Annotated in this window: 21 protein-coding genes; 13 read left to right on the plus strand and 8 right to left on the minus strand. The window is 70.1% G+C overall.

From position 1 onward, the window contains the following. Window positions 1-535: 535 nt before the first annotated feature. Window positions 536-2,440, plus strand: a complete 1,905-nt coding sequence (locus tag QTI20_RS25610) for an ATP-binding cassette domain-containing protein (protein WP_286555646.1) — start codon at window positions 536-538, stop codon at window positions 2,438-2,440. A gap of 89 nt (window positions 2,441-2,529) precedes the next feature. Beyond that, on the plus strand, window positions 2,530-4,302 hold the full coding sequence (locus tag QTI20_RS25615) for a phospholipase D family protein (RefSeq protein WP_286555645.1): 1,773 nt from the start codon (window positions 2,530-2,532) through the stop codon (window positions 4,300-4,302). Here QTI20_RS25615 and QTI20_RS25620 read toward each other — a convergent pair whose 3' ends face one another. Beyond that, complete coding sequence (locus QTI20_RS25620; RefSeq protein WP_286555643.1) at window positions 4,303-5,697, minus strand: aminotransferase-like domain-containing protein; 1,395 nt, start codon at window positions 5,695-5,697, stop codon at window positions 4,303-4,305. 97 nt (window positions 5,698-5,794) lie between these two features. Between QTI20_RS25620 and QTI20_RS25625 the strand changes: the two genes are divergently transcribed. From QTI20_RS25625 to QTI20_RS25670, 10 genes are all read left to right on the plus strand, one after another. Then, a complete protein-coding gene (locus tag QTI20_RS25625; protein ID WP_286555641.1) occupies window positions 5,795-6,394 on the plus strand; it encodes a LysE family translocator in 600 nt (199 codons plus the stop codon). Next, window positions 6,391-7,326, plus strand: coding sequence for a DMT family transporter (locus QTI20_RS25630; RefSeq protein ID WP_286555640.1), 936 nt, complete (start codon window positions 6,391-6,393; stop codon window positions 7,324-7,326). Before QTI20_RS25625 ends, QTI20_RS25630 begins: the two co-directional genes overlap by 4 nt. A gap of 37 nt (window positions 7,327-7,363) precedes the next feature. Continuing rightward, the gene (locus QTI20_RS25635) at window positions 7,364-8,578 is read left to right on the plus strand and encodes an aminotransferase-like domain-containing protein (RefSeq protein WP_286555639.1); all 1,215 of its coding nucleotides are present in this window, start codon (window positions 7,364-7,366) and stop codon (window positions 8,576-8,578) included. Between the two features lie 31 nt (window positions 8,579-8,609). Then, window positions 8,610-9,251, plus strand: a complete 642-nt coding sequence (locus QTI20_RS25640) for a LysE family translocator (protein ID WP_286555637.1) — start codon at window positions 8,610-8,612, stop codon at window positions 9,249-9,251. A gap of 44 nt (window positions 9,252-9,295) precedes the next feature. Further along, window positions 9,296-9,937, plus strand: a complete 642-nt coding sequence (locus QTI20_RS25645; protein ID WP_286555636.1) for a glutathione S-transferase family protein — start codon at window positions 9,296-9,298, stop codon at window positions 9,935-9,937. Window positions 9,938-10,044: 107 nt separating this feature from the next. Further along, window positions 10,045-10,944 (plus strand): PhzF family phenazine biosynthesis protein, encoded by a 900-nt coding sequence (locus QTI20_RS25650; RefSeq protein WP_286555634.1) that lies wholly within the window; start codon window positions 10,045-10,047, stop codon window positions 10,942-10,944. Window positions 10,945-10,951: 7 nt separating this feature from the next. Next, window positions 10,952-11,644, plus strand: coding sequence for a VOC family protein (locus QTI20_RS25655; RefSeq protein WP_183027488.1), 693 nt, complete (start codon window positions 10,952-10,954; stop codon window positions 11,642-11,644). Between the two features lie 2 nt (window positions 11,645-11,646). Continuing rightward, the gene (locus tag QTI20_RS25660) at window positions 11,647-12,288 is read left to right on the plus strand and encodes a LysE family translocator (protein WP_286555633.1); all 642 of its coding nucleotides are present in this window, start codon (window positions 11,647-11,649) and stop codon (window positions 12,286-12,288) included. Continuing rightward, window positions 12,285-13,256: a threonine dehydratase gene (locus QTI20_RS25665; RefSeq protein ID WP_286555632.1), complete on the plus strand. Its 972-nt coding sequence runs from the start codon at window positions 12,285-12,287 to the stop codon at window positions 13,254-13,256. Before QTI20_RS25660 ends, QTI20_RS25665 begins: the two co-directional genes overlap by 4 nt. 50 nt (window positions 13,257-13,306) lie before the next feature. After that, window positions 13,307-13,984, plus strand: coding sequence for a histidine phosphatase family protein (locus QTI20_RS25670; protein ID WP_286555631.1), 678 nt, complete (start codon window positions 13,307-13,309; stop codon window positions 13,982-13,984). A gap of 133 nt (window positions 13,985-14,117) precedes the next feature. Here QTI20_RS25670 and QTI20_RS25675 read toward each other — a convergent pair whose 3' ends face one another. The 6 genes from QTI20_RS25675 to QTI20_RS25700 form a co-directional block, all read right to left on the minus strand. After that, on the minus strand, window positions 14,118-15,704 hold the full coding sequence (locus QTI20_RS25675) for an esterase-like activity of phytase family protein (RefSeq protein WP_286574299.1): 1,587 nt from the start codon (window positions 15,702-15,704) through the stop codon (window positions 14,118-14,120). A 13-nt stretch (window positions 15,705-15,717) separates the two neighbouring features. Next, window positions 15,718-17,880, minus strand: a complete 2,163-nt coding sequence (locus QTI20_RS25680; RefSeq protein WP_286574300.1) for a metallophosphoesterase family protein — start codon at window positions 17,878-17,880, stop codon at window positions 15,718-15,720. A 249-nt stretch (window positions 17,881-18,129) separates the two neighbouring features. Next, a complete protein-coding gene (locus QTI20_RS25685) occupies window positions 18,130-18,453 on the minus strand; it encodes a hypothetical protein (protein WP_286555626.1) in 324 nt (107 codons plus the stop codon). A 124-nt stretch (window positions 18,454-18,577) separates the two neighbouring features. Then, on the minus strand, window positions 18,578-18,823 hold the full coding sequence (locus tag QTI20_RS25690) for a GlsB/YeaQ/YmgE family stress response membrane protein (RefSeq protein ID WP_286555625.1): 246 nt from the start codon (window positions 18,821-18,823) through the stop codon (window positions 18,578-18,580). Window positions 18,824-18,892: 69 nt separating this feature from the next. Beyond that, window positions 18,893-20,569 carry an ATP-binding protein gene (locus QTI20_RS25695; RefSeq protein WP_286555623.1) on the minus strand — a complete coding sequence of 559 codons (1,677 nt, stop codon included), beginning with the start codon at window positions 20,567-20,569 and terminating at the stop codon, window positions 18,893-18,895. Window position 20,570: 1 nt separating this feature from the next. Next, window positions 20,571-22,088, minus strand: a complete 1,518-nt coding sequence (locus QTI20_RS25700) for an ATPase domain-containing protein (RefSeq protein WP_286555622.1) — start codon at window positions 22,086-22,088, stop codon at window positions 20,571-20,573. Between the two features lie 124 nt (window positions 22,089-22,212). Between QTI20_RS25700 and QTI20_RS25705 the strand changes: the two genes are divergently transcribed. After that, a complete protein-coding gene (locus QTI20_RS25705) occupies window positions 22,213-22,851 on the plus strand; it encodes a YbhB/YbcL family Raf kinase inhibitor-like protein (RefSeq protein ID WP_286555621.1) in 639 nt (212 codons plus the stop codon). Between the two features lie 4 nt (window positions 22,852-22,855). On the opposite strand, the gene QTI20_RS25710 is transcribed toward QTI20_RS25705, so the two are convergent. Further along, window positions 22,856-23,686 carry a creatininase family protein gene (locus QTI20_RS25710; protein ID WP_286555620.1) on the minus strand — a complete coding sequence of 277 codons (831 nt, stop codon included), beginning with the start codon at window positions 23,684-23,686 and terminating at the stop codon, window positions 22,856-22,858. Between the last annotated feature and the right edge of the window lie 5 nt (window positions 23,687-23,691).

The following is a 23,691-nucleotide window of genomic DNA, read 5'->3' on the forward strand; positions in this document are numbered from 1 at the left end:
CATGAGCGTTTAAAGTCTTGCGACTTGTTCCGAAGAACTTGGCAATTACCTTCAAACGCCCACGCTTATCGGCTGTAGATTTTTAATGAACCGCATCAGACATCTACCGTCCTCTGCTTGCGTTCGCTGCGATCAGCGAAGCCTTGTAGTCTATCACGGTTTTTACAGAACCGTCAAACTTTTTTCGCTTTCTTTTTCTTCACCGTCTTGCTTCAATCAACTTTCGTCTTCCTGAAGCTCAACTGCGATTCGTTTTCAGCGCAGCCTTCGATTATGACTCGGTTTTGGTGACTTCGTCAAACCTTTCGGCTTTTTTCTTTGCTCATCCGAGTGAAGCCTTCCGACTCCACCCCGACCTGCTTTCGTACGTGACGTCTGCTGAGCGAAGCCCTCAACTATAGCGCAGTTCAGAGGGGATTCGAGGGAAAACGCGAAGACCGCACAAAGAATTTGCATCTCGCATCGGCGCTGCATGGCATCGCCGATCGCCCTCGGTCATGCCGCGGTCGGCCGCCCCTCGGATAATCCCCCCCACATGGCACTCATCACACTCCTCGACGCCCAACTGGCGTTCGGTCACGTCCCGCTGCTCGATCATGCGGACTTCTCCCTTCTGTCTTCGGAACGCATCGGCCTCATCGGTCGCAACGGTGCGGGCAAGTCCTCCTTCCTCAAGATCCTCGGCGGCCTGGAGAAGGCGGACGACGGCGTCCTGCAGCTCCAGCAGAACCTGCGCATCTCATATGTGGCGCAGGAGCCGGCCCTGGACGTGGACGCCGACGTGTTCACCGCCGCCAGCGCGGGGCTGTCGGAAGTGATCGCCGTGCGCGAGCTCTACCTGTCCGGCGCGGAGGGCGTGGACCTGGACGCGCTGCAGTCGCAGATCGAGGCCTACGACGCCTGGAACTGGGAACAGCGCGTCGAGGAGACGCTGCACCGCCTGCACCTCGATCCCACCGCCCGCGTGGGCTCGCTCTCGGGCGGGACGCGCAAGCGCGTGGCGCTGGCCCAGGCGCTGGTGGCCGCCCCCGACGTGCTGCTGCTCGACGAGCCGACCAACCACCTGGACCTGGACTCCATCGAGTGGCTGGAACAGCTGCTGATCGACTTCAAGGGCAGCGTGGTCACCATCACCCACGACCGCAGCTTCCTGGACCGCGTCGCCACCCGCATCGTCGAGCTGGACCGCGGCAAGCTGAGCTCCTACCCGGGCAACTTCGCGCAGTACCTGATCCAGAAGGAAGAGCAGCTCGCCCAGGAAGCGGTGATCAGCGCCAAGGCCGACAAGCTGCTGGCGCAGGAAGAGATCTGGATCCGCAAGGGCGTCGAGGCGCGCCGCACGCGCAGCCAGAGCCGGATCGGCCGCCTCGAGGCCCTGCGTGCGAGCCGTTCGGCGCGCCGCGAGGTGCAGGGCAGCGTCAACATGGACGTGGCCTCGGGCCAGTCGAGCGGCAAGATCGTCGCCGAGCTCACCGAGGCGAGCAAGTCCTTCGGCGAGAAGACCATCATCCGCAACTTCAGCGGCACCATCCTGCGCGGCGACAAGATCGGCCTGCTGGGCCCCAACGGCGCGGGCAAGACCACGCTGCTCAAACTGATCCTGGGCGAGCTCGAACCCGACAGCGGCAAGATCCGCCGCGGCACCAACCTGCAGGTCGCCTACTTCGACCAGATGCGCGACAAGCTCGACCTCGACGCCACGCTGGAAGACTTCATCAGCCCCGGCAGCGAGTGGATCGAGATCGGCAAGCAGCGCAAGCACGTCAAGAGCTACCTGGGCGACTTCCTGTTCTCGCCCGCGCGCGCCAACTCGCCGGTCCGCTCGCTCAGCGGCGGCGAGCGCAACCGCCTGCTGCTGGCCCGCCTGTTCGCGCGGCCCGCCAACGTGCTGGTGCTCGACGAGCCGACCAACGACCTGGACATCGACACGCTCGAACTGCTGGAAGACCTGCTGCAGAACTACGACGGCACCGTGTTCCTCGTGAGCCATGACCGGACCTTCCTCGACAACGTGGTGACCAGCACCATCGCCTTCGAGGGCGAGGGCCGCTGGCGCGAGTACGAGGGCAGCGTGCAGGACTGGTTGATCCAGTCCAAGCGCGCGCGCGAGATCGCCGAGCAGCGTGCCGCCGCGGCACCGCGGGCGCCGGCCCCGACACCCGCGCCCAGCCCGGCGGCGGCGCCGGCGGTCGACACCCGGCCCGTGGTCAGGAAGAAGCTGGCCTACAAGGAGCAGCGCGAGCTCGAAGCCCTGCCCGCCCTGATCGCCTCGCTGGAAGAAGAGCAGGGTCGGATCGCGGCACTGCTCGCGCTCGACGGCGGCGCGATCTACGCCAGCGACGCCTCGCGCGCGGCCGAGCTGGCCGAGCGCCATGCGCAGATCGACGACGACCTGCTCAACGCGCTCGAGCGCCAGGAAGAACTGGGCGCTTCGCGCTGAAGGCGGGCCGCGCTTCGCGCGCTGTCCCACGCGGACGGCGCGCGGCGTGCGCTATATATAGGGCCTTCTCCACGGCCCAGGAACGCCGCATGCCTTCGTCCCGCGCTTTTGCATCCCGCCTTCGCTCCGGATGCCTGGCCTTGCTGCTTCCCCTCCTGCTGGCCGCGGGCTGTGCCCAGCTGCCGCAGAACGTCGACCGGCCGGTGTCGACCGCGCTGGCCTCGCCCGGCGACACGCCGCTCGCAGCCCTGGTCCAGCAGCGCCGCGAGGCGGCCAAGGGCCGCTTCGAATCGGGCTTCCTGCTGCTCGACGGCCCGCAGGCCGCCTACGGCAGCCGGCTCGCGCTGATCGAGGCGGCGCAAAAGACGCTCGACCTCCAGTACTACGCGATCCATGCCGACGCCAGCACGGGCCGGCTGCTGCGCGGCGTGGTCGCGGCCGCGCGGCGCGGCGTGCGGGTGCGGGTGTTGCTCGACGACTTCCACAGCACCGGCCGCAATGCGCTGGTGATGCGGCTGGCCTTCGAGCCCGGCATCGAGATGCGCATGTTCAATCCGCTGGCCGGCGCCCGCGGCTCCACCATCGGCCGCATGGTCAACGCGATCAGCGACTTCGACCGGGTGCAGCAGCGCATGCACAACAAGCTGTTCCTGGCCGACAACGCCATGGGCGTGACGGGCGGGCGCAACCTCGGCGACGCCTACTTCGGCATCGCCGAGACCAGCAACTTCGTCGACCTCGACGTGCTGGCCGCCGGCCCGATCGTGCAGGACCTCTCGCACAGCTTCGACACCTATTGGAACGACGAGCGCGCCTACCCGGTGCAGTCGCTGGTCGACCGCGAGGAACTGCTGAAGATCCGCGACGACGTTCGGGCCGCCGACGCCAAACAGCGCGAGCGCGACCAGGCACAGGACCCGAGCGGTGCGCCCCAGCCGCCCGACGGCGAGCCGCGCCCCGCCGATGCCGGCCCGACCGATGCGCAGCGCGCCGCGGCCTGGGACGAGAAGCCGCTGGACCTGCGCAGCGCCGCCTTCGTCTGGGCGCCCGCGGTGGTGATGGCCGACAAGCCGGCCAAGATCGCCGCCGAGGCGGACGGCCCGAACGACGCGCCCAGCGCCAGGGCGCCCGGCCTGGTGGTGACGCAGTCGCGCGATGCCGCCGGCGCCACCGGGCGCGCGGCCGCGCTCGAGACCGTCTCGGACCTCACGGCCGGCAGCGAGACCGTGGTCTCGGGCCTGCTGCAACTGATCGGCCAGGCCCGCAGCGACCTCACGATCATCTCGCCCTACTTCGTGCCGGGCGCGGACATGAAGCAGGCCTTCGCCGCGGCGCGCGCGCGCGGCGTGCGGGTGCGCGTGCTCACCAATTCGCTGGCCTCCAACGATGCGCCGGTGGCCCACGTGGGCTATGCGCGGCACCGCGAGGAACTGCTGGCGATGGGCGTCGAGCTCTACGAATTGCGCAGCGAGCAGGCCGGCCTGGGCAGCGCCTTCGGTTCCGGCTCCTCCGGCGCCAGCGCGACCGGCGAATCGCGCTCGATGCTGCACTCCAAGGTGCTGGTGATGGACGGCCGGCTGCTGGTGGTCGGCTCGATGAACCTCGACCTGCGCTCGCAGCTGCAGAACACCGAGATCGCGCTGCTGATCCGCAGCGACGCGCTGTCGCGCCAGGCGGTCGGCCAGATCGAAACCGCGATGCGCAAGGGCGCCTGGCGCGTCGAAAAGGCCGACGGCGGCCTGGTCTGGCGCGCGCCCGAAGGCAGCAAGCTGCAGGACGCGCGCACCGAGCCCGACACCAGCGCCGGCCTGCGCCTGCTGCTCAAGCTCTTCGGCCCGCTGGCGCCCGACGCCCTGCTCTGATCAACCGCGCACGCGGGCGAACACCTTCCAGAAGGTCGCGTCCTGCGCGGTCGCGAAGTTGATGCGCATCAGCGTGCTCGGCGGCCGGCGCGCATGGAACAGCGAGCCCGGCGCGAGCAGGTAGCCCTCGTCGAGCATGCGCTGGGTCAGCGCATCGGTGTCGGCGCCGGTGTCGACCCAGCCGAACAGGCCCGCGGGTTCCGAGACGAAGGTGCAGCCGTGCGTCAGCGCCAGCTTCACCGTGCGCGCCCGCGCGCCGTCGAGCCGCAGCCGCACGCGGTCGGCATGCCGGCGCAGCTGCCCCTGGTCGATGCACCAGGCCAGCGCGCGCTCGAACAGCGCGGGCGTGGTGAGTGTGGTCAGCAGCTTGGTCTCGAGCAGCCGGCCGAACAGCGCGGGCGGCGCGGCCAGGAAACCGATGCGCCAGTTGGGCGCGAGGATCTTGGCGAAACCGCTCACGTAGATGGTGCGCTGCAGCCCGTCGAGCGCGCACAGCCGCGTGGCGTGTTCGGGCGCGAGGTGGCTGTAGGTGTCGTCCTCGACGATGTGGAAGTCGTGCTGGTTGGCCAGTTGCAGCACCCGGTGCGCGCTGCCGGGCGTGAGGCTGTAGCCGGTCGGGTTGTGCAGCACGCTCACGCTGACGAAGAGCTTGGGCTTGTGCGTCTCGCAGTACTGCGCCATCACCGCCAGGTCGGGCCCGTCGGCGCGGCGCGGTACCGGCAGGATGCGCATGCCCAGCGCCTCCAGCCGCGCGAATTCGATGGCCCAGCCCGGCTCCTCGACCATCACCGGATCGCCGGCGCGCAGCAGCGCCCGGCTCACGATGTCCAGCGCATGGGTGGCGCCGACCGTGGTCACGATCTGCTCCGGCCCGGCCGGGATGTTGATGCCCATGAGCTTCTGCGACAGGCTGTGGCGCAAGGCGCCGTCGCCGGCCGGCTCGCCGTACTGCAGCGAGATCTCCTGCAGCGCGCGCGTGCCGGTGAGGCGCCGCAGCGAGGTCGGCATGAAGTTCGAATCCATCCAGTCGGGCGGGAACACGCCCATGCCGGGCTGCGGCTTGTCGCTGTGGCTATGGAACATGCCGCGGATCAGCGAACTGGCGTCGGCCGGCACCGCCGGCGCCTGCGTGCCCGCGCGTGCCGGGCGCGGCGCCGGCGCCGGTGCCGCGTCGCGCACGAAGAAGCCGCGCTGGCGCCGCGCCTCGACCAGCCCCTGCGCCAGCAGCTGGTCGTAGGCCGCCACCACGGTGTGCGGGCTCACGCCCTGCTGGCGCGCGCACTCGCGCACCGAGGGCAGCCGCGTGCCGGGCGGCAGCAGCCGGGTGCGGATGCGTTCGGCGAAGCGGTCGGCCAGTTGGCCGGTCAGTGATTGGGTCGCGGTTCGTGTCAGCATGGCGGGTTCTGTGTCGAGCAGCGGACCGATACAGCCTACATTTTTGTCCACCCAACTGTATCGGTACTGTAATGGTCATCAGTCTAGAGTGTGTGTCATGAACTGGCAAGAATTCACTGCGCTGCTGGTGTTGGCCACGGCGATGAGTTTCTCGCCCGGGCCCAACACCACCCTCTCCACCGCCCTCGCCGCCAACGGCGGCCTGCCGCGCGCCATGCGCTTCGTGCTGGCCGTGCCGGTGGGCTGGAGCCTGCTGCTCGCGCTGTGCGCCGCGGGCGTCGGCGCGCTGGTGGTGGCGGCGCCGGCGCTGCGCTTCGTGATCAAGGCGCTGGGCATCGGCTACCTGCTGTGGCTGGCCTTCAGGCTCAGCGGCAGCGCCACGCTGGGCAAGGCCGGCGACGACAAGCTGCAGGTCGGCTTCGGCCAGGGCGTGATGCTGCAGTTCCTCAACATCAAGGCCTGGCTGCTGGCACTCACCTTGGTGGCCGGCTGGATCGCGGGCCAGCCCGATGCGGCCCGGCGCTTCGCGATCGTGGCGCCGGTGATGCTGGTGTTCGCCTTCGCGAGCAACTTCACCTATGCGCTGGTCGGCGCGCTGCTGCGCGACTGGCTGGCCCGGGGCACCCGGCTGCTGTGGTTCAACCGTGCGATGGCCGCCGTGCTGGTGCTCACCGCCGCCTGGATGCTCAAGATATGAGCGGCACGCTGGCACAGGAAAAGACGACCTTCGGCATGCGCCGCGAGACGCTGGGCATGTGGCTGGGCGTGCTCGGCGTGCTGATCTTCGCCATCACGCTGCCGATGACGCGGCTGGCCACGGGCACGCAGGCCGCGCCGCAGCTCTCGCCCTGGTTCGTGACCTTCGGCCGCGCCGCGCTGGCCGGCGGGCTGTCGATCGTGGTGCTGGTCGCCACGCGCGCACCGCGGCCGCAGCGCCACCAATGGAAGCCGCTGTGCATGGCGCTGCTGGGCAACGCGATCGGCTATCCGCTGCTGCTGGGCTATGCGCTGCGCGTGGTCACGGCCAGCCATGCGGCGGTGGTGACGGCGCTGCTGCCGCTGGTGACCGCGGCCGTGGCGGCCTGGGTGCTGCACCAGCGCGCGCGGCTGGGCTTCTGGGTCTGCGCGGTGGTGGGCAGCCTGCTGGTGGTGGCCTTCTCGCTGCTGCGCGCCTACCAGCAGGGCCACGGCTTCGGCTTCGAATGGGCCGACCTGCTGCTGGTCGGCGCGGTCTTCGCGGCCTCCTTCGGCTACATCTACGGCGCGCAGGTCACGCCGTCCCTGGGGGCCGAGCGGGTGATCTGCTGGGTCTGCGTGATGGCGCTGCCGCTCACCCTGCCGGGCGCGCTGCTGACCTGGCCGCAGCAGCCGGTGGCCGTGTCGGCCTGGGCCGGCCTGGTCTACGTCGGCGTGTTCTCGATGTGGATGGGCTTTTTCGCCTGGTACCGCGGCCTGGCCATGGGTGGCGCGTTGCGCGTGAGCCAGACACAATTGCTGCAGCCCTTCCTCTCGATCCTCGCCGCCGTGCCGCTGCTGGGCGAGCCGCTGGACGTGGTCACGCTCGGCTTCGCGCTGGCCGTGGTCGCGACCGTGCTGATCGGCAAGAAACTTTCACAGGGCGCGCGATGATGCCGCGCGCCCACGCACACACTCTCTAGGAAAAATCATGACGACATGGAAGATGGCCGCCCGCGCCGAGAAGATGAACCCCTCGGTGCTGCGCGAGATCCTCAAGGTGACCGACCAGCCCGGCATCATCAGCCTGGCCGGCGGCCTGCCTTCGCCCAAGACCTTCCCGATCACGGCCTTCGCCGCCGCCTGCGCCGAAGTGCTGGCCAACGACGGCCCGGCCTCGCTGCAGTACGCCGCGAGCGAAGGCTACGGCCCGCTGCGCCAGGCCGTGGCCGACATGCTGCCCTGGAACGTCGACCCGGCGCAGGTGCTGATCACCACCGGCTCGCAGCAGGGCCTGGACCTGATCGCCAAGGTGCTGATCGACCCGGGCAGCCGCGTGCTGGTCGAGACCCCGACCTACCTCGGCGCGCTGCAGGCCTTCTCGCCGATGGAACCCACGCCGGTGAGCGTGGCGAGCGATGCCGAAGGCGTGATCGTCGAAGACCTGATCGCCAAGGCCAAGGATTCGCGCTTCATCTACCTGCTGCCCAACTTCCAGAACCCGACCGGCCGCACCATGACCGAGGCGCGCCGCGCCGCCGTCTCGGCCGCCGCCGCCGCGGCCAACCTGCCGATCGTCGAAGACAACCCCTACGGCGAACTCTGGTTCGACGAAGCGCCGCCGCTGCCGCTGACCGCGCGCAACCCGGAAGGCTGCATCTACCTGGGCTCGTTCTCCAAGGTGCTGGCGCCGGGCCTGCGCCTGGGATTCCTGGTGGCGCCCAAGGCCATCTACCCGAAGCTGCTGCAGGCCAAGCAGGCGGTGGACCTGCACACGCCGATCTTCACCCAGCGCATGGTGATGGAGGTCATGAAGGACGGCTTCCTCGACCGCCACGTGCCCACCATCCGCGCGCTCTACAAGCGCCAGCGCGATGCGATGGCCGCGGCGCTCACGCGCGAGATGAAGGGCCTGGACGTGAGCTTCAACGCGCCCATCGGCGGCATGTTCATGTGGGCCCGCCTGCCCGAGGGCATCGACACCGTGGCGCTGCTGCCCAAGGCGGTGGCGCGCGGCGTGGCCTTCGTGCCCGGCGCGCCCTTCTATGCCGACGGCAAGGGCGATCCGCGCACGCTGCGGCTGTCCTTCGTGACCGCCAGCGTCGAGGAGATCGACACCGCCATCGCCGCGCTGGCCGCGACGCTGCGCGAGCAGCTGGCCCACAACGCCGCCGCGCAGGTGCAGCGCGAGCTGGCCGCGACCTGAGCCGCACGACCCGGGGCGCGCCGCGAGCACCATGATCGACCTCGCCACCCTGGGGCTGTTCCTGCTCGCCGTGCTGGCGCTGTTCCTGTCGCCCGGGCCGAACATGGCTTTCGTGCTGGCCCATGGCGTGGCACAGGGGCCGCGCGGCGGATTCGCGGCGGCGATCGGCATCTCGGCGGCCGACTTGGTGCACACGCTGTGCGCGGCCACCGGCATCACCGCGCTGGTCGCGGCCTGGGCGCCGGCCTTCGACCTGCTGCGCTATGCGGGCGCGCTGTACCTGCTCTGGCTCGCGCGCAAGGCCTGGCGCGACGGCGGTGCGGCGGCGCCCGGCACGGCCGCGCCCGCGCCCGCGCCCTTCGCGCGCATCGTGCGGCAGGCCTGGCTCAACAACCTGGTGAATCCCAAGGCACTGCTGTTCTTCATGCTGTTTTTGCCGCAGTTCGTCGACCCGGCGCGCGGCCACGTCACGCTGCAGCTGGTGCTGCTGGGCGGCGTGCTCTCGCTGGCGGCGCTGGCCTTCAACACGCTGCTCGGCGCCTTCAGCGGCCAGGTGGGGCGCTGGCTGCAGCGCCGGCCCGGTGCCGCGCGCCTGCAGCACCGGCTGCTGGCGGTGGCGATGCTCGGCCTGGGGCTGCGCCTGCTGATGCTGGACCGCCCGGCGCCGCGCTGAGACGATACGCACCCTCTCACCACAACGACAAGAGAAAGAAAGAAATGCTCAACATCTGGGGCCGGATCAGCTCGATCAACGTGCGCAAGGTGGTCTGGTGCGCGCAGGAGCTCGGGCTCGACTTCCAGCGCACCGAGGCCGGCGGCAAGTTCGGCGTGGTGCACACGCCCGACTACCTGGCGCTCAATCCCAACGGCATGGTGCCGGCCATCGACGACGGCGAGGGCGAGGCGCGTGTGGTGCTGTGGGAATCCAACGTGATCGTGCGCTACCTCTGCGCCCGCCACGCGCCCGGCACGCTGTACCCCGACGACCTGCGCGCGCGCTTCGATGCCGAGCGCTGGATGGACTGGCAGCAGACCGCGCTGAACCCGGTCAGCGGCGGGGCCTTCAAGCAGTGGATCCGCACGCCGCCGGCGGTGCGCAACGCCGCGGTCATCGACCATTCGGTGCGCGCCACCGAGCCGCTGTTCGCGCTGCTCGACGCGCACCTCGCAACGCATGCCTTCATGGGCGGCGATGCCTTCGGCATGGCCGACATCCCGCTGGGCTGCGAAGCGCATCGCTGGTTCGGCCTGCCGCCCACCGAATACACGCGTCCGGCCTGGCCGAACGTGGAGCGCTGGTTCGCCGAACTCAAGAGCCGCTCCGCCGCGCGCGGCGTGCTCGACCTCGCCCTCGAATGAAATGACCCCCACGCTCCGTCACTTCGTGTACTCGCTGCCCCCCGAGGGGGCCGCAGCCCGCCTTGGGGCGGCCCGGCGGCGGGCTCTTGCCACCTGATTCAAGTCCTATGAAACATCGCCCTTTCCAGCAAGTCGACGTCTTCACCGCCGTGCCCTACCGCGGCAACCCGCTCGCGGTGGTGCTCGACGGCAGCGACCTCGACGAGGCCCAGATGCAGCGCTTCGCGCAGTGGACCAACCTGTCGGAGACCACCTTCCTGCTGCCGCCGACCGACCCCGGCGCCGACTACCGCGTGCGCATCTTCACGCCCGGCAGCGAGCTGCCCTTCGCCGGCCATCCCACGCTGGGCAGCTGCCATGCGTGGCTGCGCGCGGGCGGCAAACCCAAATCTGCGAAACAGATCGTGCAGCAGAGCGCGGTCGGCCTGGTGCCGATCCGCCGCGAGGGCGAGCGGCTGGCCTTCGCCGCGCCCCCGCTGCGGCGCAGCGCGCCCAGCCCCAGCGTGCTGGCCCGCGTGGCCGGCGCGCTGGGCCTCAAGCCCTCGCAGATCCGCAGCGCACAGATGCTCGACAACGGCCCGGTGTGGATGGGCCTGCTGCTGGAGAACGTCGACACCGTGCTCGCGCTCGAGCCCGACCACCGCGCGCTCAAGGAACTGGGCCAGAAGGTGGGCGTGGTGGCGGTGCCCGACACGCCCGCGCTCATCGGCCGCTCGAACCGCGAGGCACGCGCCTTCGCCGGGCGCCCCGCGCCCTCGCCGGTGGCGCTGGAAGTGCGCGCCTTCGCGGCCCCGATCGGCGTCGAGGAAGACCCGGTCACCGGCAGCTTCAACGCCAGCGCCGCCCAATGGCTGATCGCCGACGGCCACATGCCCGAGCAGTACATCGCCGGCCAGGGCCAATGCCTGGGCCGCGACGGCCGGGTGCACATCGCGCGCGACGCCGAGGGCGTGGTCTGGGTCGGCGGCGACGTCGTGACCTGCATCGCCGGCCAGGTCGAACTCTGAGCGCGCCATGGCCGCCCGCATCGACCACCTGGTGATCGCCGCCCGCACGCTCGACGAGGGCGTGCGCTGGTGCGAGGCCACGCTGGGCGTGGTGCCAGGGCCGGGCGGCGCGCATCCGCTGATGGGCACGCACAACCGGCTGGTCTCGGTGGCCACGCCGGCCTTTCCGCAGGCCTACCTCGAGATCATCGCGATCGATGCGACCAAGCAGCCCACGCGTGGCGCGGGCCTGCACCGCTGGTTCGACCTCGACGATGCGGCGCTGCAGGCCGGGCTCGCGCAGCACGGGCCGCAGCTGGTGCACTTCGTGGCGCGCGTGCCCGATGCGGCCGCCAGCCTGCACGCGCTGGCCGCCGGCCCGGTGCCGATCGACCGCGGCCCGCTGGTCGAGGCCTCGCGCGACACGCCGGCCGGCCGCCTCGACTGGAAGATCAGCGTGCGCGACGACGGCCAGCGCCTGTTCTACGGCACGCTGCCCACGGTGATCCAGTGGGGGCCGGTGCACCCGGCCGACACCATGCCCGACGCCGGCGTCACGCTGCTCGCGCTGGCCGCCACCCATCCGCGGCCCGAAGTGCTGCGCGCCGCGCACCTTGCGCTGGGCCTGGCCGCCTTCGACGTGCAGCCCGGCCCGCCCAACCTGATCGCCACGCTGCAGACGCCGCGCGGGCGCATCCAACTCGAATCCAAAGGCCTCTGAACATGCTGACCCTCCCCGAACTCGCCTGGTTCGCGCTGGCCGCGCTGCTGCTGGTGCTCACGCCCGGGCCCAACATGATCTATTGCGTGTCGCGCGCGCTGTGCCAGGGCCGCTCGGCCGGCATGGTCTCGCTGGCCGGCGTGCTGGTCGGCTTCCTGGTGCACCTGGTGGCCGCGGCGCTGGGGCTCACCGCCCTGCTGCACGCCGTGCCCTTCGCCTTCGACGCGGTGCGGCTCGTGGGCGCGGCCTACCTGCTGTGGCTGGCCTGGCAGGCGGTCAAGCCCGGCGGCCACGCGCCCTTCGTCGCGCGCGCGCTGCCCATCGATCCGCCGGCCAAGCTGTTCCGCATGGGCTTCCTGACCAACGTGCTGAACCCCAAGGTCGCGATGTTCTACCTGTCCTTCTTCCCGCAGTTCATCCACCCCGAGCGCGGCTCGGTGCTGTGGCAGAGCGCGGCGCTGGGCGCGGTGCAGATCGGCGTGAGCGGCGCCGTCAACCTGCTGCTGGTGCTCGGCGCCGCATCGATCACCGCCGTGCTCTCGCGCAGCGAGGGCTGGCTGCGCGCGCAGCGCTACGTGATGGGCAGCGTGCTCGCCGCGCTGGCGGTGCGCATCGCCTTCGACGGACGCAAGGCCACGCCATGAACTTCAGCCGCGAAGAGATCGAAGCCGCGCAACGCACCGTCTACGCCGCGATGCCGGCCACGCCGCAGTACGCCTGGCCGCTGCTCGGCGCGCGCCTGGGTTGCAGGGTCTGGGCCAAGCACGAGAACCACACGCCGCTGGGCGCCTTCAAGGTGCGCGGCGGCCTGACCTACATGGAGGCGCTGGCGCGCACCCAGCCCGCGGTGCGCCACGTGGTGAGCGCGACCCGCGGCAACCATGGCCAGTCGATCGGCTTCGCCGCGGCCCGCCACGGGCTGGCCGCGACCATCGTGGTGCCGCACGGCAACTCGGTCGAGAAGAACGCCGCGATGCGCGCGCTGGGCGTGCAGCTGGTCGAGCACGGCGACGACTTCCAGGCCGCGAGCGAACACACGGCCCGGCTCGCCGACACCGAAGGCCTGCACCGCGTGCCCTCCTTCGCGCGCGACCTGGTGCGCGGCGTGGCCACCGGCTGGGTCGAGTTCTTCGAAGCGCTGAAGCAGGCCGGCGACGTGCCCGCGGTGCTGTTCATCCCGATCGGCCTGGGCTCGGGCTTCGCCGGCGCCGCCGCCGCGCGCCGCCATTGCGGTGTGGCGACCAAGCTCATCGGCGTGGTGTCGACGCACGCCACCGCCTACCGCGACTCCTTCCGCGCGGGCCGGCCGCTCGATGCGCCGGTCAGCACGCTGCTGGCCGACGGCATGGCCTGCCGCACGCCGGTGCCCGAATCGCTGGCGGTGCTGGCGGCCGAGGCCGAGGACGTGGTGGCGGTCAGCGACGACGAAGTGGCGCAGGCCATGCGCTGGCTGTTCACCGACACGCACAACGTGGCCGAAGGCGCGGGCGCGGCGGCGCTGGCCGCGGCGATGCAGCAGCGTGAGCGCTGGCAAGGGAAGACCGTGGGCATCGCGGTGAGTGGCGGCAACGTCGACGCCGAGGTCTACGCGCGCGTGCTCGCGGGCGGCTGAGCGTCGCCGCCGGGACCGACAGCGCGCCACGGCCCGGCCAGAATGCGGCCATGGGCACCCTCTATCTCGTCCGACACGGACAGGCCAGCTTCGGCGAGGCCGACTACGACCAACTGAGCGCACTGGGCCGCCGCCAGGCCGTGCGGCTGGGCGAATACTGGCGCGAACGCGGCATGCAGTTCGATGCCGTGATCATCGGCACGCTCAAGCGCCATCGGCAGACCTGGGAAGGCATCGCCGAAGGGCTGGGGCTGGACGCGGGCACGGTGCCGCTCGAATGGCCAGGCCTCAACGAATACGACAGCCACGCGGTGATCGCGACCGTGCATCCCGAGCCGCTGCAGAAGCCCGACACGCCCGAGCTGTACCGCCACCATTTCCGCCTGCTGCGCGACGGCCTCGCGGGCTGGATGAACGGCCGCAGCGCGCCGGTCGGCATGCCCAGCTACGTGGACTTCCTGGCCGGCGTGACCACGGCGCTGGACCATGTGCGCGACCGCCACCACGGCGCGCGCGTGCTCGCGGTGTCCAGCGGCGGGCCGATCAGCACCGCCGTCGGCCATGTGCTGGGCACCTCGCCGGAGACGACCATCGAACTCAACCTGCGCATCCGCAACACCGCGGTGACCGAGTTCGTCTTCACGCCCAAGCGGCACATGCTCCTGACCTTCAACACGCTGCCGCATCTCGACGGCCCCGCATATGAGGACTGGATCACGTCCGCCTAGAACATGCGAATGAACCTGCTGCGCACCCCGATCCCGCATCTGCGGTGCTCACCGCACGGGCGTGCGGCTCCGCGCCTCGATACAGGCTCGGGGCGCTCGCGACGGTTCCTTCACATGTTCTGAGCCCCGGCCTTCAGCCGATGGCCAAGGGCTTGGGCAGCCGCACCCGGATGAACTCGTTGGCGTCGGGCTCTGTCGTGATGCGCGACGGCGAGCCGCCGGGGTAGTTGTTGTCGTTGCAGAACAGCAGCGTCTGCGCATCGACGATGGTCACGACTTCCACGCATTCCATCGGGAAGGTGAAAACGCCGTCGATGGTGTCGGCGCCGCCGATGCCCTTCGGGTCCTTGAGCGCCATCAGGTCGACGATCTCTTCCTTGACCAGGAAGCCGTCGGTGTCGACCACCGCGATGTCGACCTTGTAGACGCGCTTGAAGCGCGCCGCGTTGCGCCAGGTGCCCGAGGCGGCGAACTTGCCGGTGCGCACGTCGCCCGCGCCGCTGTCCTTCTCCATCACCAGGAACTCGTGGTCGTTGATCGCGACCATGTCGTTGACGCTGCAGGTCTCGGTCTCGAGGTTGCCGTCGCCGTTGATCTTCTGGATCGTGCTCACGCGGTACGAGAAGACCTGCGGATCGAAGTTCTGGGTGCGCAGGTCGAACACGTTGATCACGCGGCGCTGCGGGTTGTCGCCGTAGACCTCCTTCTCGAACATCGCATAGAGCTTGGTGCGGCTCTTGTTGATCGCCATGCTTTCCAGGCCGCCCGAGCCGCCCAGGTTGGCCACGCTGGTGTTGGACTGGATGTAGGGGTTGTTCGAGGTCTGCACCAGCGGGTTGCTGCCCAGCTTGCGCAGGTTGGGGATCTGCACCTCGCGCGACAGCACGCGGCCCTGCTTGTCGAACTTGACCAGGAAGGGGCCGAACTCGTCGCCGATCCAGAAGTTGCCGTCGGCGTCGAACTGCAGCGACTCGGGGTCGAGGTCGTAGCCGGTCAAGAGGCGGCTGGCCGTGATGCGCGGGTCCACCGGCAGCGTCTGGTTCGCAGGCGAAACCGACGAACCCGGATAGGTCGCGAAGTCGGCCACGATCGGGTAGCCGAGCCGGCGCTGCGGATCGCTCATGCGCACGAAGCTGTCGGGCGTGAACGAGGCCAGCGCGGCGCCGGTCTGGAAGTGGGCCGGCAGCACCTTGCCCTGCGCCCAGTCGAAGCGCACCGCGTAGATGTGCAGCAGCGCGTCGGGCGACGCGGCCTTGCCGCCGAAGCCGTTGTCCTGCATCACGTAGAACACGCCGGGCACCGGGCCGGGCACCAGGGCCGAGAAGCCCTGCATCGGCTGCTTGTCGGCGAAGGGCAGCGTGAAGCCGTAGACGTTCTTCGCGCGGTCCAGGTCGCCGCCCGAGATGTACTGGCCCGAGGTCGGGCCGGCCACGAAGCTGTTGGCCGGAAGGATGGCGCGGCCGGTCAGCGTGGGCGCGGTGACTTCGGGTTCGGGCGCCGGTGCCGGCGGCGGCGGAGCCGGTGCGGGCGCGGGCGGCGCCGGGGGCGCGGGCGCAGCGGCGTCGCTGCCGCCGCCACCGCAGGCGGCCAGCAGGGCGCCGCTCGCGCCCACCAGCGAGAAGGTGGTCATGCCGCTGAGCAGGCTGCGGCGGCGCAGGCCGCCCTTTTCTTCGGAAGAAGTCACGGCGCTGGCGTCGTTGTTGTGGCTGTCGTTGTTCATCATCAAGTCACTCTCAGAACGGCATGGGGGCCGTGGTCATGTCGGTCAGCGTGTTGTTCTTCAGGTCGATCACGAAATGCTGGGTCGGCGCGCCGCGGGCCAGCTTGAGCAGGATCGCCATCAGCGGCTTGAAGCGCGCCTGGAACAGGGCACCGACCTCGTTGTCGTTGCGCACCTGGTCGCCGTTGAACTTGAGCGTGGCGTTGGTGCCTTCCAGCGCTTCGGCGATCACCTTGTATTGCTTGGCGCGCCCGACCGGGATGTCGGTGAACGCGAGGTCGCCGGCATTGGCCAGGCGCACGAAGTCGCCGGCCAGGTCCAGGGCCTTCCACTGGTTGAAGTCTTCCAGCCGCAGGCCGGCCGCGTTGGCCAGTGCACGCGCCTTGGTCTCGGCCGCGGCATAGTCCTTGGCGTACTGCGCGCTGGCGGAACCGTCGCCGCCCGCATCCGACAGGCAGGAGAAGAAGGCGTTGCTGAACAGGCCGTGGTTGCCGGTGTTGCCCAGCTGCTTGAGCGTGACCTGGGTCTTCAGCTGCGACAGCACCAGCAGGTCGGCGCCGTACAGCGGGCTCTTCACCAGTTCGCGCATCTCGCAACGCCAGTCGTCCTTCAACAGGCGCAGGCGCACCAGCTCCGACATGTAGCGCGTGCTGAAGTCGCCGTAGGTCTTGGCGTCGAGGATGGACTTGTTCCACAGCTCGCCACCGCCCGGGATCATGAACGGGTAGTCGGTGAAGTAGCTGTGCTCGTCCTGGTAGTGCTCGAACAGTTCGTCGAAGCGCGGCACGTTGTCCATGCGCACGGTCTGCACGTCGATGTGCTCGGAGTCCTTGAGCGTCAGGATCTTGTAGGCCGGCACATAGGCGGCCATCGAGGGCGCCTGGATGTTGACCAGGCCGTGGCCGTCGTCGTACTTGCGGATCGCCGTGTCGTTGAAGTGCATGTGGCCGCCCACGTGCACCTGCAGGCCGGTGTCGGCCAGCGCCTTGGTCGTGTCCTCGACCGGGCGACGCACCATCTGCATCTTGCCCGCGCCCAGCAGCGCCACGATGTCGTCGGAGGCGCCGTTGAAGAACTCGCTCATCGGGAAGTGGCTGAAGGCGATGACCTGCTTGCCCTGCGCCTTGCCGCGCGCGACCACGTCCTTGAGCCAGGCGATCACATGCGGCTTGTGCGTGAGCATCTTGTTGTAGCCCGCGTCGCCCGAACCGTTGAAGTCGTTCGCGCCGGTGCCGGTCGGCACGTAGACGTTGGCGTCGATGCCCACCAGCCAGACGCCGTCGACCGGCTCGACCAGGTAGCTGGTGTCGGGCACGGTGTGGCACAGCGTGTAGCCGTCCTTCTTGTACGTGCCGCCCGCGCCCTGGGCGCAGATCTCGTATTCGCGCTTGCTCCACACGGCCTGCGCCTTGGCCTGGTCGAGCGTGTAGTTGGCGTACTTGTAGGTGCTGTAGGGCGTCTCGAAGTACTTGTAGTTGGCCTTGGGCATGAAGCCGTGCTGGTCGAGCGCCTCGACGATGCCCTGGTAGCCCAGTTCCTTCACTTCCTCGGTGCAGTAGGTGTAGTTGGACGTGCGCGTCCAGTCACCGCTGTAGTTGTTGCAGTCCTTGGCACCGCGGCTGTAGATGGCCTGCGGGTAGCCGGCGCGGCCGCTGCCGTCCGGGCCCATGTAGTCGTCCTTGCCGCCCGGGCGCTCGAAGGGTCGGTTCGGGTCGTGGTTGCCGGGCGCGGCGAAGAACTGCAGGCCGTACTTGGCCGCGTACTCGTCGAGCACCTTCTTCAGGCCGCGCATGTGGACCGGCTGGCCGTCGTCCGAGAAGTCGCCGGGCAGCGCGATCAGCTTGACGCCGCGCGCCACCGCATCGTCGAGCGCGGCGATGAAGGCGAAGTAGTTCTCGTTGAACAGCCGGGTCGAGGTCATCTGCGCCTGCATCAGGCGGATGGTCGCGTTGCGGCCGGACTTCTTGTTCGGGATGCCCTTGAAGGAGCCGTCCTTGAAGGTCGCGTAGACGTCGTGGAAATGGATGTCGGGCATGAACGCGATCTGCACGCCGGTGCCGGGCACCGGCGGCTGCGGCGGCGGCGTCACTTCCGGCGGGGTGGGCGTGGTGGGCGGCGGTGCCACGGCGACGGGGGTGTTGTTGCTGCCGCCGCAGGCGGCGAGCAGGGACAGCACGGCGGCGGCGACGAGCAGGGACGCCGCGCGAGACGGATTCGGTGATGAGGAGGTCATGGAAAAAATGAAGACACCAAGGGAACCATCCGGCCGCCTTTGCAACAAAGGGCAACCGAAACAGGAGCGCGATGGTGTCGACCGCGCATGACGTCCTCATGGCAGCTTCATGACTCGCGCATAAAAACCGGCGCACGCACAGGTGCTCTGCATCGCGCGGCGGGCAGGGGCCGGCGGCCGCGCGAGCCCCGGCTAGCCCTGCCAGACCCCGTAGCCCAGCGCGCGCAGCCGGATGCCCAGCTCGATCTCGAGCGCCTGCGCCTCGGCATAGCGCATCGGGTTGTAGCGTTCGTAGAGCGCGGGCAGCAGGTGCAGGCCGTGGTCCTGCACGAAGCGATTGGCCTGGATGCCGGCCTTGTGCCTGTCGAAGCGCAGGTCCGGGTCGAGCCCGGTCATGCCCACATAGACGAAGGGCTTGCCCAGCACATAACCCGGATTCGCGCGCCGGAAACGCGCGACGTTCCACACCCGGTCATCGAGTGCGACGACGTAGACGTGGTAGTGCGGGCGCTTCATGGTTCAGAGAGAGGGGCCACCCACCATCCGCACGATTTCCTTTCCAGGGATACCGCGGAACCGGCTTCGCCGGGCCGCTGGTATCGCCCCCCTTGGGGGGAGGCGCCGAAGGCGCTTCGGGGGGTTACCTTCTTTTGATCATGCCCCAGATGAACAACAGCACGATCGCCCCCACCACCGACGCGATGAAGCCCGCGCCCTGGCCGGCCGTGTACCAGCCCATGGCCTGGCCCAGGTAGGTCGCGGCCAGCGAACCGGCGATGCCGATCAGCGTGGTGACGATGAAGCCGGCGGCGTCGTCACCGGGCTTGAGCGCGCGCGCCACGAGCCCTGCCACGAAGCCGATCAGAATGGTCCAGACGATGCTCATGGAGTGTTCCTTGAAGTGAAAAACGAAAGGAGAAGACCGGCGTTCGCGCCTGTACGCGGCAACGCGGTCTCATGATAGCGGCGCAAGCACCGGCAGGGCCTTCGACACCGCGCTCGCGAGCGTCGCGATGTCGAAGGGCTTGATCAGCACCGACTGGGTGCCCAGCACGCGGCCGACCTGCGCCATGTCGGCGTAGCCGGTCACCAGGATCACCGGGATGTCGCCCACCATCTCGCGCGCCTTGGCGATCACCTCGGCGCCGTTGAGTCCCGGCATCGCATAGTCGACCACCAGGAGGTCGTGCGGGGCCGAGGCCAGCGCGGCCAGGCCGCTGCTGCCCTCGGCCGCCTCGCTCACCACGTAGCCCAGCATCGACAGGCTTTCGACCAGCACGCGCCGCACTTCGGCGTCGTCCTCGACCACCAGCACCTTCTGCCGCCGGGTCGCGCTCTGCTGGGGCAACAGGCTGTCCGCGACCGGCGCCTCGGCGCCTTCACGCGAGGCCGGGAAGCTCATCTCGACCACCGTGCCCTGGCCCTCTTCGCTGCGCAGCACCGCCTGGCCGCCCGACTGGCGCGCGAAGCCGTAGACCTGGCTCAGCCCGAGGCCGGTGCCGCTGCCGACCGGCTTGGTGGTGAAGAAGGGATCGAAGACCTTGGTCAGCAGCTGCGGCGCGATGCCCACGCCGGTGTCGCGCACCGCCACCGTCACGTACGAGCCGGCGGGCAGTTCGCCACCCGTGGTCTCGGCCAGCTGCGTGCTGATCGACAGCGTGCCGCCCGCGGGCATGGCGTCGCGTGCGTTCACCGCGAGGTTGAGCACCGCCATCTCGAGCTGGTTGGCATCGAGCATGGCCCAGGCCGGTTGTTCGCACACGGCCATCTCCACCTGGATCGCCGGCCCCACCGACACCACCACCAGCTCGCGCATGCCCTCGAGCAGCGCATTGACATCGGTGAGCCGCGGCAGCAGCGACTGGTTGCGCGCGAAGGACAGCAGTTGCCCGGTGAGCTTGGCGCCCCGGCCGACCGCGCCCTTGGCGCGCGCCGCGATGCCCAGCACCTTCTCGTCCTTGGCGACGCGCGCCACCAGGTCGAGGTTCATGTTGACCACATGCAGCAGGTTGTTGAAGTCGTGCGCGATGCCGCCGGTCAGCCGGCCGATGGCCTCCATCTTCTGCACCTGGATCAGCGCCGCCTGTGCGCGTTCGCGTTCGGCGATCTCGGCCATCAGCCGGTCGTTGGCGCCCGCCAGTTCGCGCGTGCGGGCCGCGATGCGGGCCTCGAGTTCGGCGTTGAGGCGCTCGACCTCGGCCCGCGTGTCTTCCAGCTGGCGCAGGTGCAGCCGGGTCGCGTACTGGCGCCGGCGCGCGCGCACGGCCGCGTCGGCGGCGCGTGCCAGCGTTTCGGTGTGGACCGGCCGCTCGAGCACGAAGGCATTGCCCAATGTCTGCAGCAGCGCCAGTGCCTGGCGCGAGCGCCCGCCCGCATCGCGCGAGGCCAGCACGATGAAGGGGAAGTCGGACCAGCTGGGCTGGCCGGTGAGCCAGGCGCGCAGCGGCGCCTCGGGCAATTGCACCAGCGATTCTTCGGTGAGGATGGCCGCGGCCGCGCCCACGTCGAGGTCGGCCACCATCGCCTCGGCCGAATCGCAGATCACCGCCACCAAATTGATGTCCTGCAGCACCCGTTGCACCACCGCCGCGTCGCGGCCACGCGGCGCGTGTATCAGCACCCGTCGTTCCATGTCAGGACCTGGCCACCAGCGGCTGATCGCCCAGCAGGGGGATCGCACCGCGGTAGGCCGGCACGCCGCCCAGCACGCCTTCGAAGTCGGTCAGCGCCGGGCCGACCTCGACGCCGCCCTCGCCCAGGCGGAACTCGCGGATGCTGAGTTCGTGCCGGTTGGTCCGGCTCTTGACCACCGACACCGCCTTGAGCAGCTGGCCGCGCGCCTCGAAGAAGCGGAACAGCACGATCGCGTCCGACAGGTAGCTCAGGTCGAGGTCGCTGCGCACGTCGCCGATGATGCCGTGCTGGCCCAGCACCAGCAGCGTGACGATGCCCTGCTGGTTGAGGAAGCTCAGCAGCTCGTGCATCTGCAGCAGCAGGAACTTGGCGCCGGGCATGGCCTGCAGGTAGGCGTTGAGGCTGTCGATGACGACGACGCCGGCGCCACGCACCTGCACCGCCGAGCGCACCATGTTCGAGAACTGGCCGGGCGACATCTCCGACGGGTCGAGCGAGAGGATCTCGAGCTGGCCGCTCGCGATGAAGTCCTCGAGCGGAAGGCCCAGCGCGGCGCAGCGGCGCATCAGCGTGCCCATGCCCTCGTCGAACAGGTAGTACGAGGCCTTCTCGCCGCGACGCAGCGCGGCCACCACGGCCGACATCGCGGTGGTGGTCTTGCCCACGCCCGACGGCCCCATGAACAGCGTGTTGCTGCCGCGTGCCAGACCGTTGCCCAGCAGCGCATCGAGCGCGGGCGTGCCGGTCGGCGCGTTGGAGACCTCGAAGTCGGCCGAGTGCTCCGAAGCGATCAGCCGCGGGTAGACCTGCAGGCCGCCGGTGTCGAGGTTCACGTCGTGCTCGCCGCCGCGGTAGCGCACGCCGCGCATCTTCACGATGCGCAGGTGGCGCCGCACCGGGCCGTAGTCGCCGGTGGCCTGGTCCAGCGCCAGCACGCCGTGGGCGATGCTGTGCAGCTGCAGGTCGCCGCCCTGCGAGCTCATGTCGTCGAGCAGCAGCACGGTGCAGGCGCGCGAGGCGAAGAAATGCTTGAGCGCAAGGATCTGCCGGCGGTAGCGCAGCGGGTCCTGCGCCAGCAGCCGCATCTCCGACAGGCTGTCGAAGATCAGCCGCGTGGGCGACAGCCGCTCCACCGCCGCCATCACGTCGCGCGTGGTCTCGCCCAGCTCGACCTCCGAGGGATAGAGGATCGACTGCTCGGCCGAGGGGCTCAGCCCTTCTTCGTTGACCAGCTCGAACAGCTCGATGCCGTCGAGCGACCAGCCGTGGGACTCGGCCACCGTGTGCAGCTCCGACGCGGTCTCCGACAGCGTCACGTAGAGCCCCTTCTCGCCGTTGCGCCGCCCCTCGAGCAGGAACTGCAGGCCCAGCGTGGTCTTGCCCGCGCCGGGTGTGCCCTCCACCAGGTAGAGATGGCCGCGCGGCAGCCCGCCGACCAGCACGTTGTCGAGACCGGCGATGCCGGTGGAAGCGCGGTTCTGGGGCGCCCGGACCGAGGGAGGGGAAGTGAGGGGCACGTGAGCCTGTGGGGAAAAGGAAGGCGCAGCACGCGCGGTGCTTGCATTCTGCCGACAGCGGCTGCGCTTGGCTGTCCTGCGGCGTCCTACACGGATGTGGTCACCGACGCGCTATACCGCAGGAATGCTCGAAAAACTTCCCGATGTGATCGGCCATGCGCTGCACGGCGTGCGCGCCGGCCTCGACGCGATCGTCTTCAACACGCTGGGCCTGCGCGAGGGCATGGCGGCGATCACGCTGAGCAGCCTGGCCTTCGCCGACCACGCCCCGCTGCCCGCGCGCTACACCGCGGACGCACCCGAGGGCGAAGGCCTGTCGCCGCCGCTGCAATGGACCGGCGTGCCGGCCGGCGCGGCCTGCTGCGTGCTGCTGGTGGAAGACGCCGATTCGCCCACGCCGCAGCCGCTGGTGCATGCGATCGTGGTGGGGCTGCCGACCGGCGACGGCGCGCTCGCCGAGGCCGCGCTGCCGAGCGCGGGCCAGCCGGGCACCGGCCTGCACGTGGGCCGCAACTCCTATCTGCAGGCGGCCTGGCTGCCGCCCGATCCGCCGCCGGGCCACGGCCTGCACCGCTATGCCTTCCAGCTCTATGCGCTCGCGGCACTGCCCGAGTTCTCGGAGACACCGGGACGCGACGAAGTGATCGACGCGCTGCGCGCGCATGCGATCGCGAGCGGCCTGCTGATCGGCACCTGCGAACGGCCCGACGGCTCGGTCCGCATCGAGCAGGACGCACCGGCCGGGCCGGCGATCGCGGGCTGAGCCCTCAGGGCGCGGGCGTGCCGATCACCGAGAGCGGCAGCCGCGAGACCTCGGCCAGCAGCTGGGCCAGTGCGCGCGCCGCCGCATCGACCACCGCCTGGCCGCGCGGCGCGGTGGCCGCGGCCGCGTTGCCCGCGGCGCCGTGGGCGTTGTAGTCCTCCATCGCCCAGCCCAGCTTGGCGCTGCGGCCGTTGCCCAGGATCGGGTAGGCGCCGGCACGCTGGCGCGAGGCCGAATCGAAATCCTGCGCCGCGCCCATCACGACCTGGTCGGGCGCCAGCGCCAGCATCATCGCGGTCTCGATCTCGCCCGCGTGCACGCCGAAGCGGTGCTCCTCGGCGCTGAATTGCGCGCCGGCCTCGCCCAGCGGCAGGTTGAACCAGCTCACGCTGTAGACGATCAGGCCGTGCGCGGCGCGCAGCTCGCGCGCGGCGATGTCCATCGCGCCGGTGTGGCCGCCGTGCGCGTTGAACAGCACCAGCTTGCGCACGCCCGCGCGCGCCACGCCGGCGCCGATCTCGCGCCAGAGGCGGATCAGCGTCTCGGACGACAGGGTCAGCGTGCCCGGGAAGTTCGCATGCTCGGGGCTCAGGCCGATGTGCTGCGTGGGCAGGAACAGCGCGGGCAGCGTGGCCGGCAGCAGCGGCAGCGCGGCGGCCACGATGCCGTCGGCCAGCACCGAGTCCACGCCCAGCGGCAGGTGCGGGCCGTGCTGCTCGGTCGCGCCCAGGGGCAGCACCGCGACCGTGGCGGCCGGGTCGAGCGCGGCGAAATCGCGCGTCGTGAGTTGCGACCAGAAGCGGCGCGGCGCGGCGGAAGGAGCGGAAGCGGTCATGCGCG

Source organism: Variovorax sp. J2P1-31, from assembly GCF_030317215.1.
Taxonomy (GTDB): domain Bacteria; phylum Pseudomonadota; class Gammaproteobacteria; order Burkholderiales; family Burkholderiaceae_C; genus Variovorax.

Coding starts and splice junctions, on each gene's coding strand:
- QTI20_RS25645 (WP_286555636.1), top strand. CDS start 9,296: ATGCTCAACATCTGGGGCCGGATCAGCTCGATCAACGTGCGCAAGGTG.
- QTI20_RS25665 (WP_286555632.1), top strand. CDS start 12,285: ATGAACTTCAGCCGCGAAGAGATCGAAGCCGCGCAACGCACCGTCTAC.
- QTI20_RS25640 (WP_286555637.1), top strand. CDS start 8,610: ATGATCGACCTCGCCACCCTGGGGCTGTTCCTGCTCGCCGTGCTGGCG.
- QTI20_RS25615 (WP_286555645.1), top strand. CDS start 2,530: ATGCCTTCGTCCCGCGCTTTTGCATCCCGCCTTCGCTCCGGATGCCTG.
- QTI20_RS25660 (WP_286555633.1), top strand. CDS start 11,647: ATGCTGACCCTCCCCGAACTCGCCTGGTTCGCGCTGGCCGCGCTGCTG.
- QTI20_RS25690 (WP_286555625.1), bottom strand. CDS start 18,823: ATGAGCATCGTCTGGACCATTCTGATCGGCTTCGTGGCAGGGCTCGTG.
- QTI20_RS25710 (WP_286555620.1), bottom strand. CDS start 23,686: ATGACCGCTTCCGCTCCTTCCGCCGCGCCGCGCCGCTTCTGGTCGCAA.
- QTI20_RS25635 (WP_286555639.1), top strand. CDS start 7,364: ATGACGACATGGAAGATGGCCGCCCGCGCCGAGAAGATGAACCCCTCG.
- QTI20_RS25675 (WP_286574299.1), bottom strand. CDS start 15,704: ATGAACAACGACAGCCACAACAACGACGCCAGCGCCGTGACTTCTTCC.
- QTI20_RS25655 (WP_183027488.1), top strand. CDS start 10,952: ATGGCCGCCCGCATCGACCACCTGGTGATCGCCGCCCGCACGCTCGAC.
- QTI20_RS25630 (WP_286555640.1), top strand. CDS start 6,391: ATGAGCGGCACGCTGGCACAGGAAAAGACGACCTTCGGCATGCGCCGC.
- QTI20_RS25685 (WP_286555626.1), bottom strand. CDS start 18,453: ATGAAGCGCCCGCACTACCACGTCTACGTCGTCGCACTCGATGACCGG.
- QTI20_RS25695 (WP_286555623.1), bottom strand. CDS start 20,569: ATGGAACGACGGGTGCTGATACACGCGCCGCGTGGCCGCGACGCGGCG.
- QTI20_RS25670 (WP_286555631.1), top strand. CDS start 13,307: ATGGGCACCCTCTATCTCGTCCGACACGGACAGGCCAGCTTCGGCGAG.
- QTI20_RS25650 (WP_286555634.1), top strand. CDS start 10,045: ATGAAACATCGCCCTTTCCAGCAAGTCGACGTCTTCACCGCCGTGCCC.
- QTI20_RS25705 (WP_286555621.1), top strand. CDS start 22,213: ATGCTCGAAAAACTTCCCGATGTGATCGGCCATGCGCTGCACGGCGTG.
- QTI20_RS25620 (WP_286555643.1), bottom strand. CDS start 5,697: ATGCTGACACGAACCGCGACCCAATCACTGACCGGCCAACTGGCCGAC.
- QTI20_RS25625 (WP_286555641.1), top strand. CDS start 5,795: ATGAACTGGCAAGAATTCACTGCGCTGCTGGTGTTGGCCACGGCGATG.
- QTI20_RS25610 (WP_286555646.1), top strand. CDS start 536: ATGGCACTCATCACACTCCTCGACGCCCAACTGGCGTTCGGTCACGTC.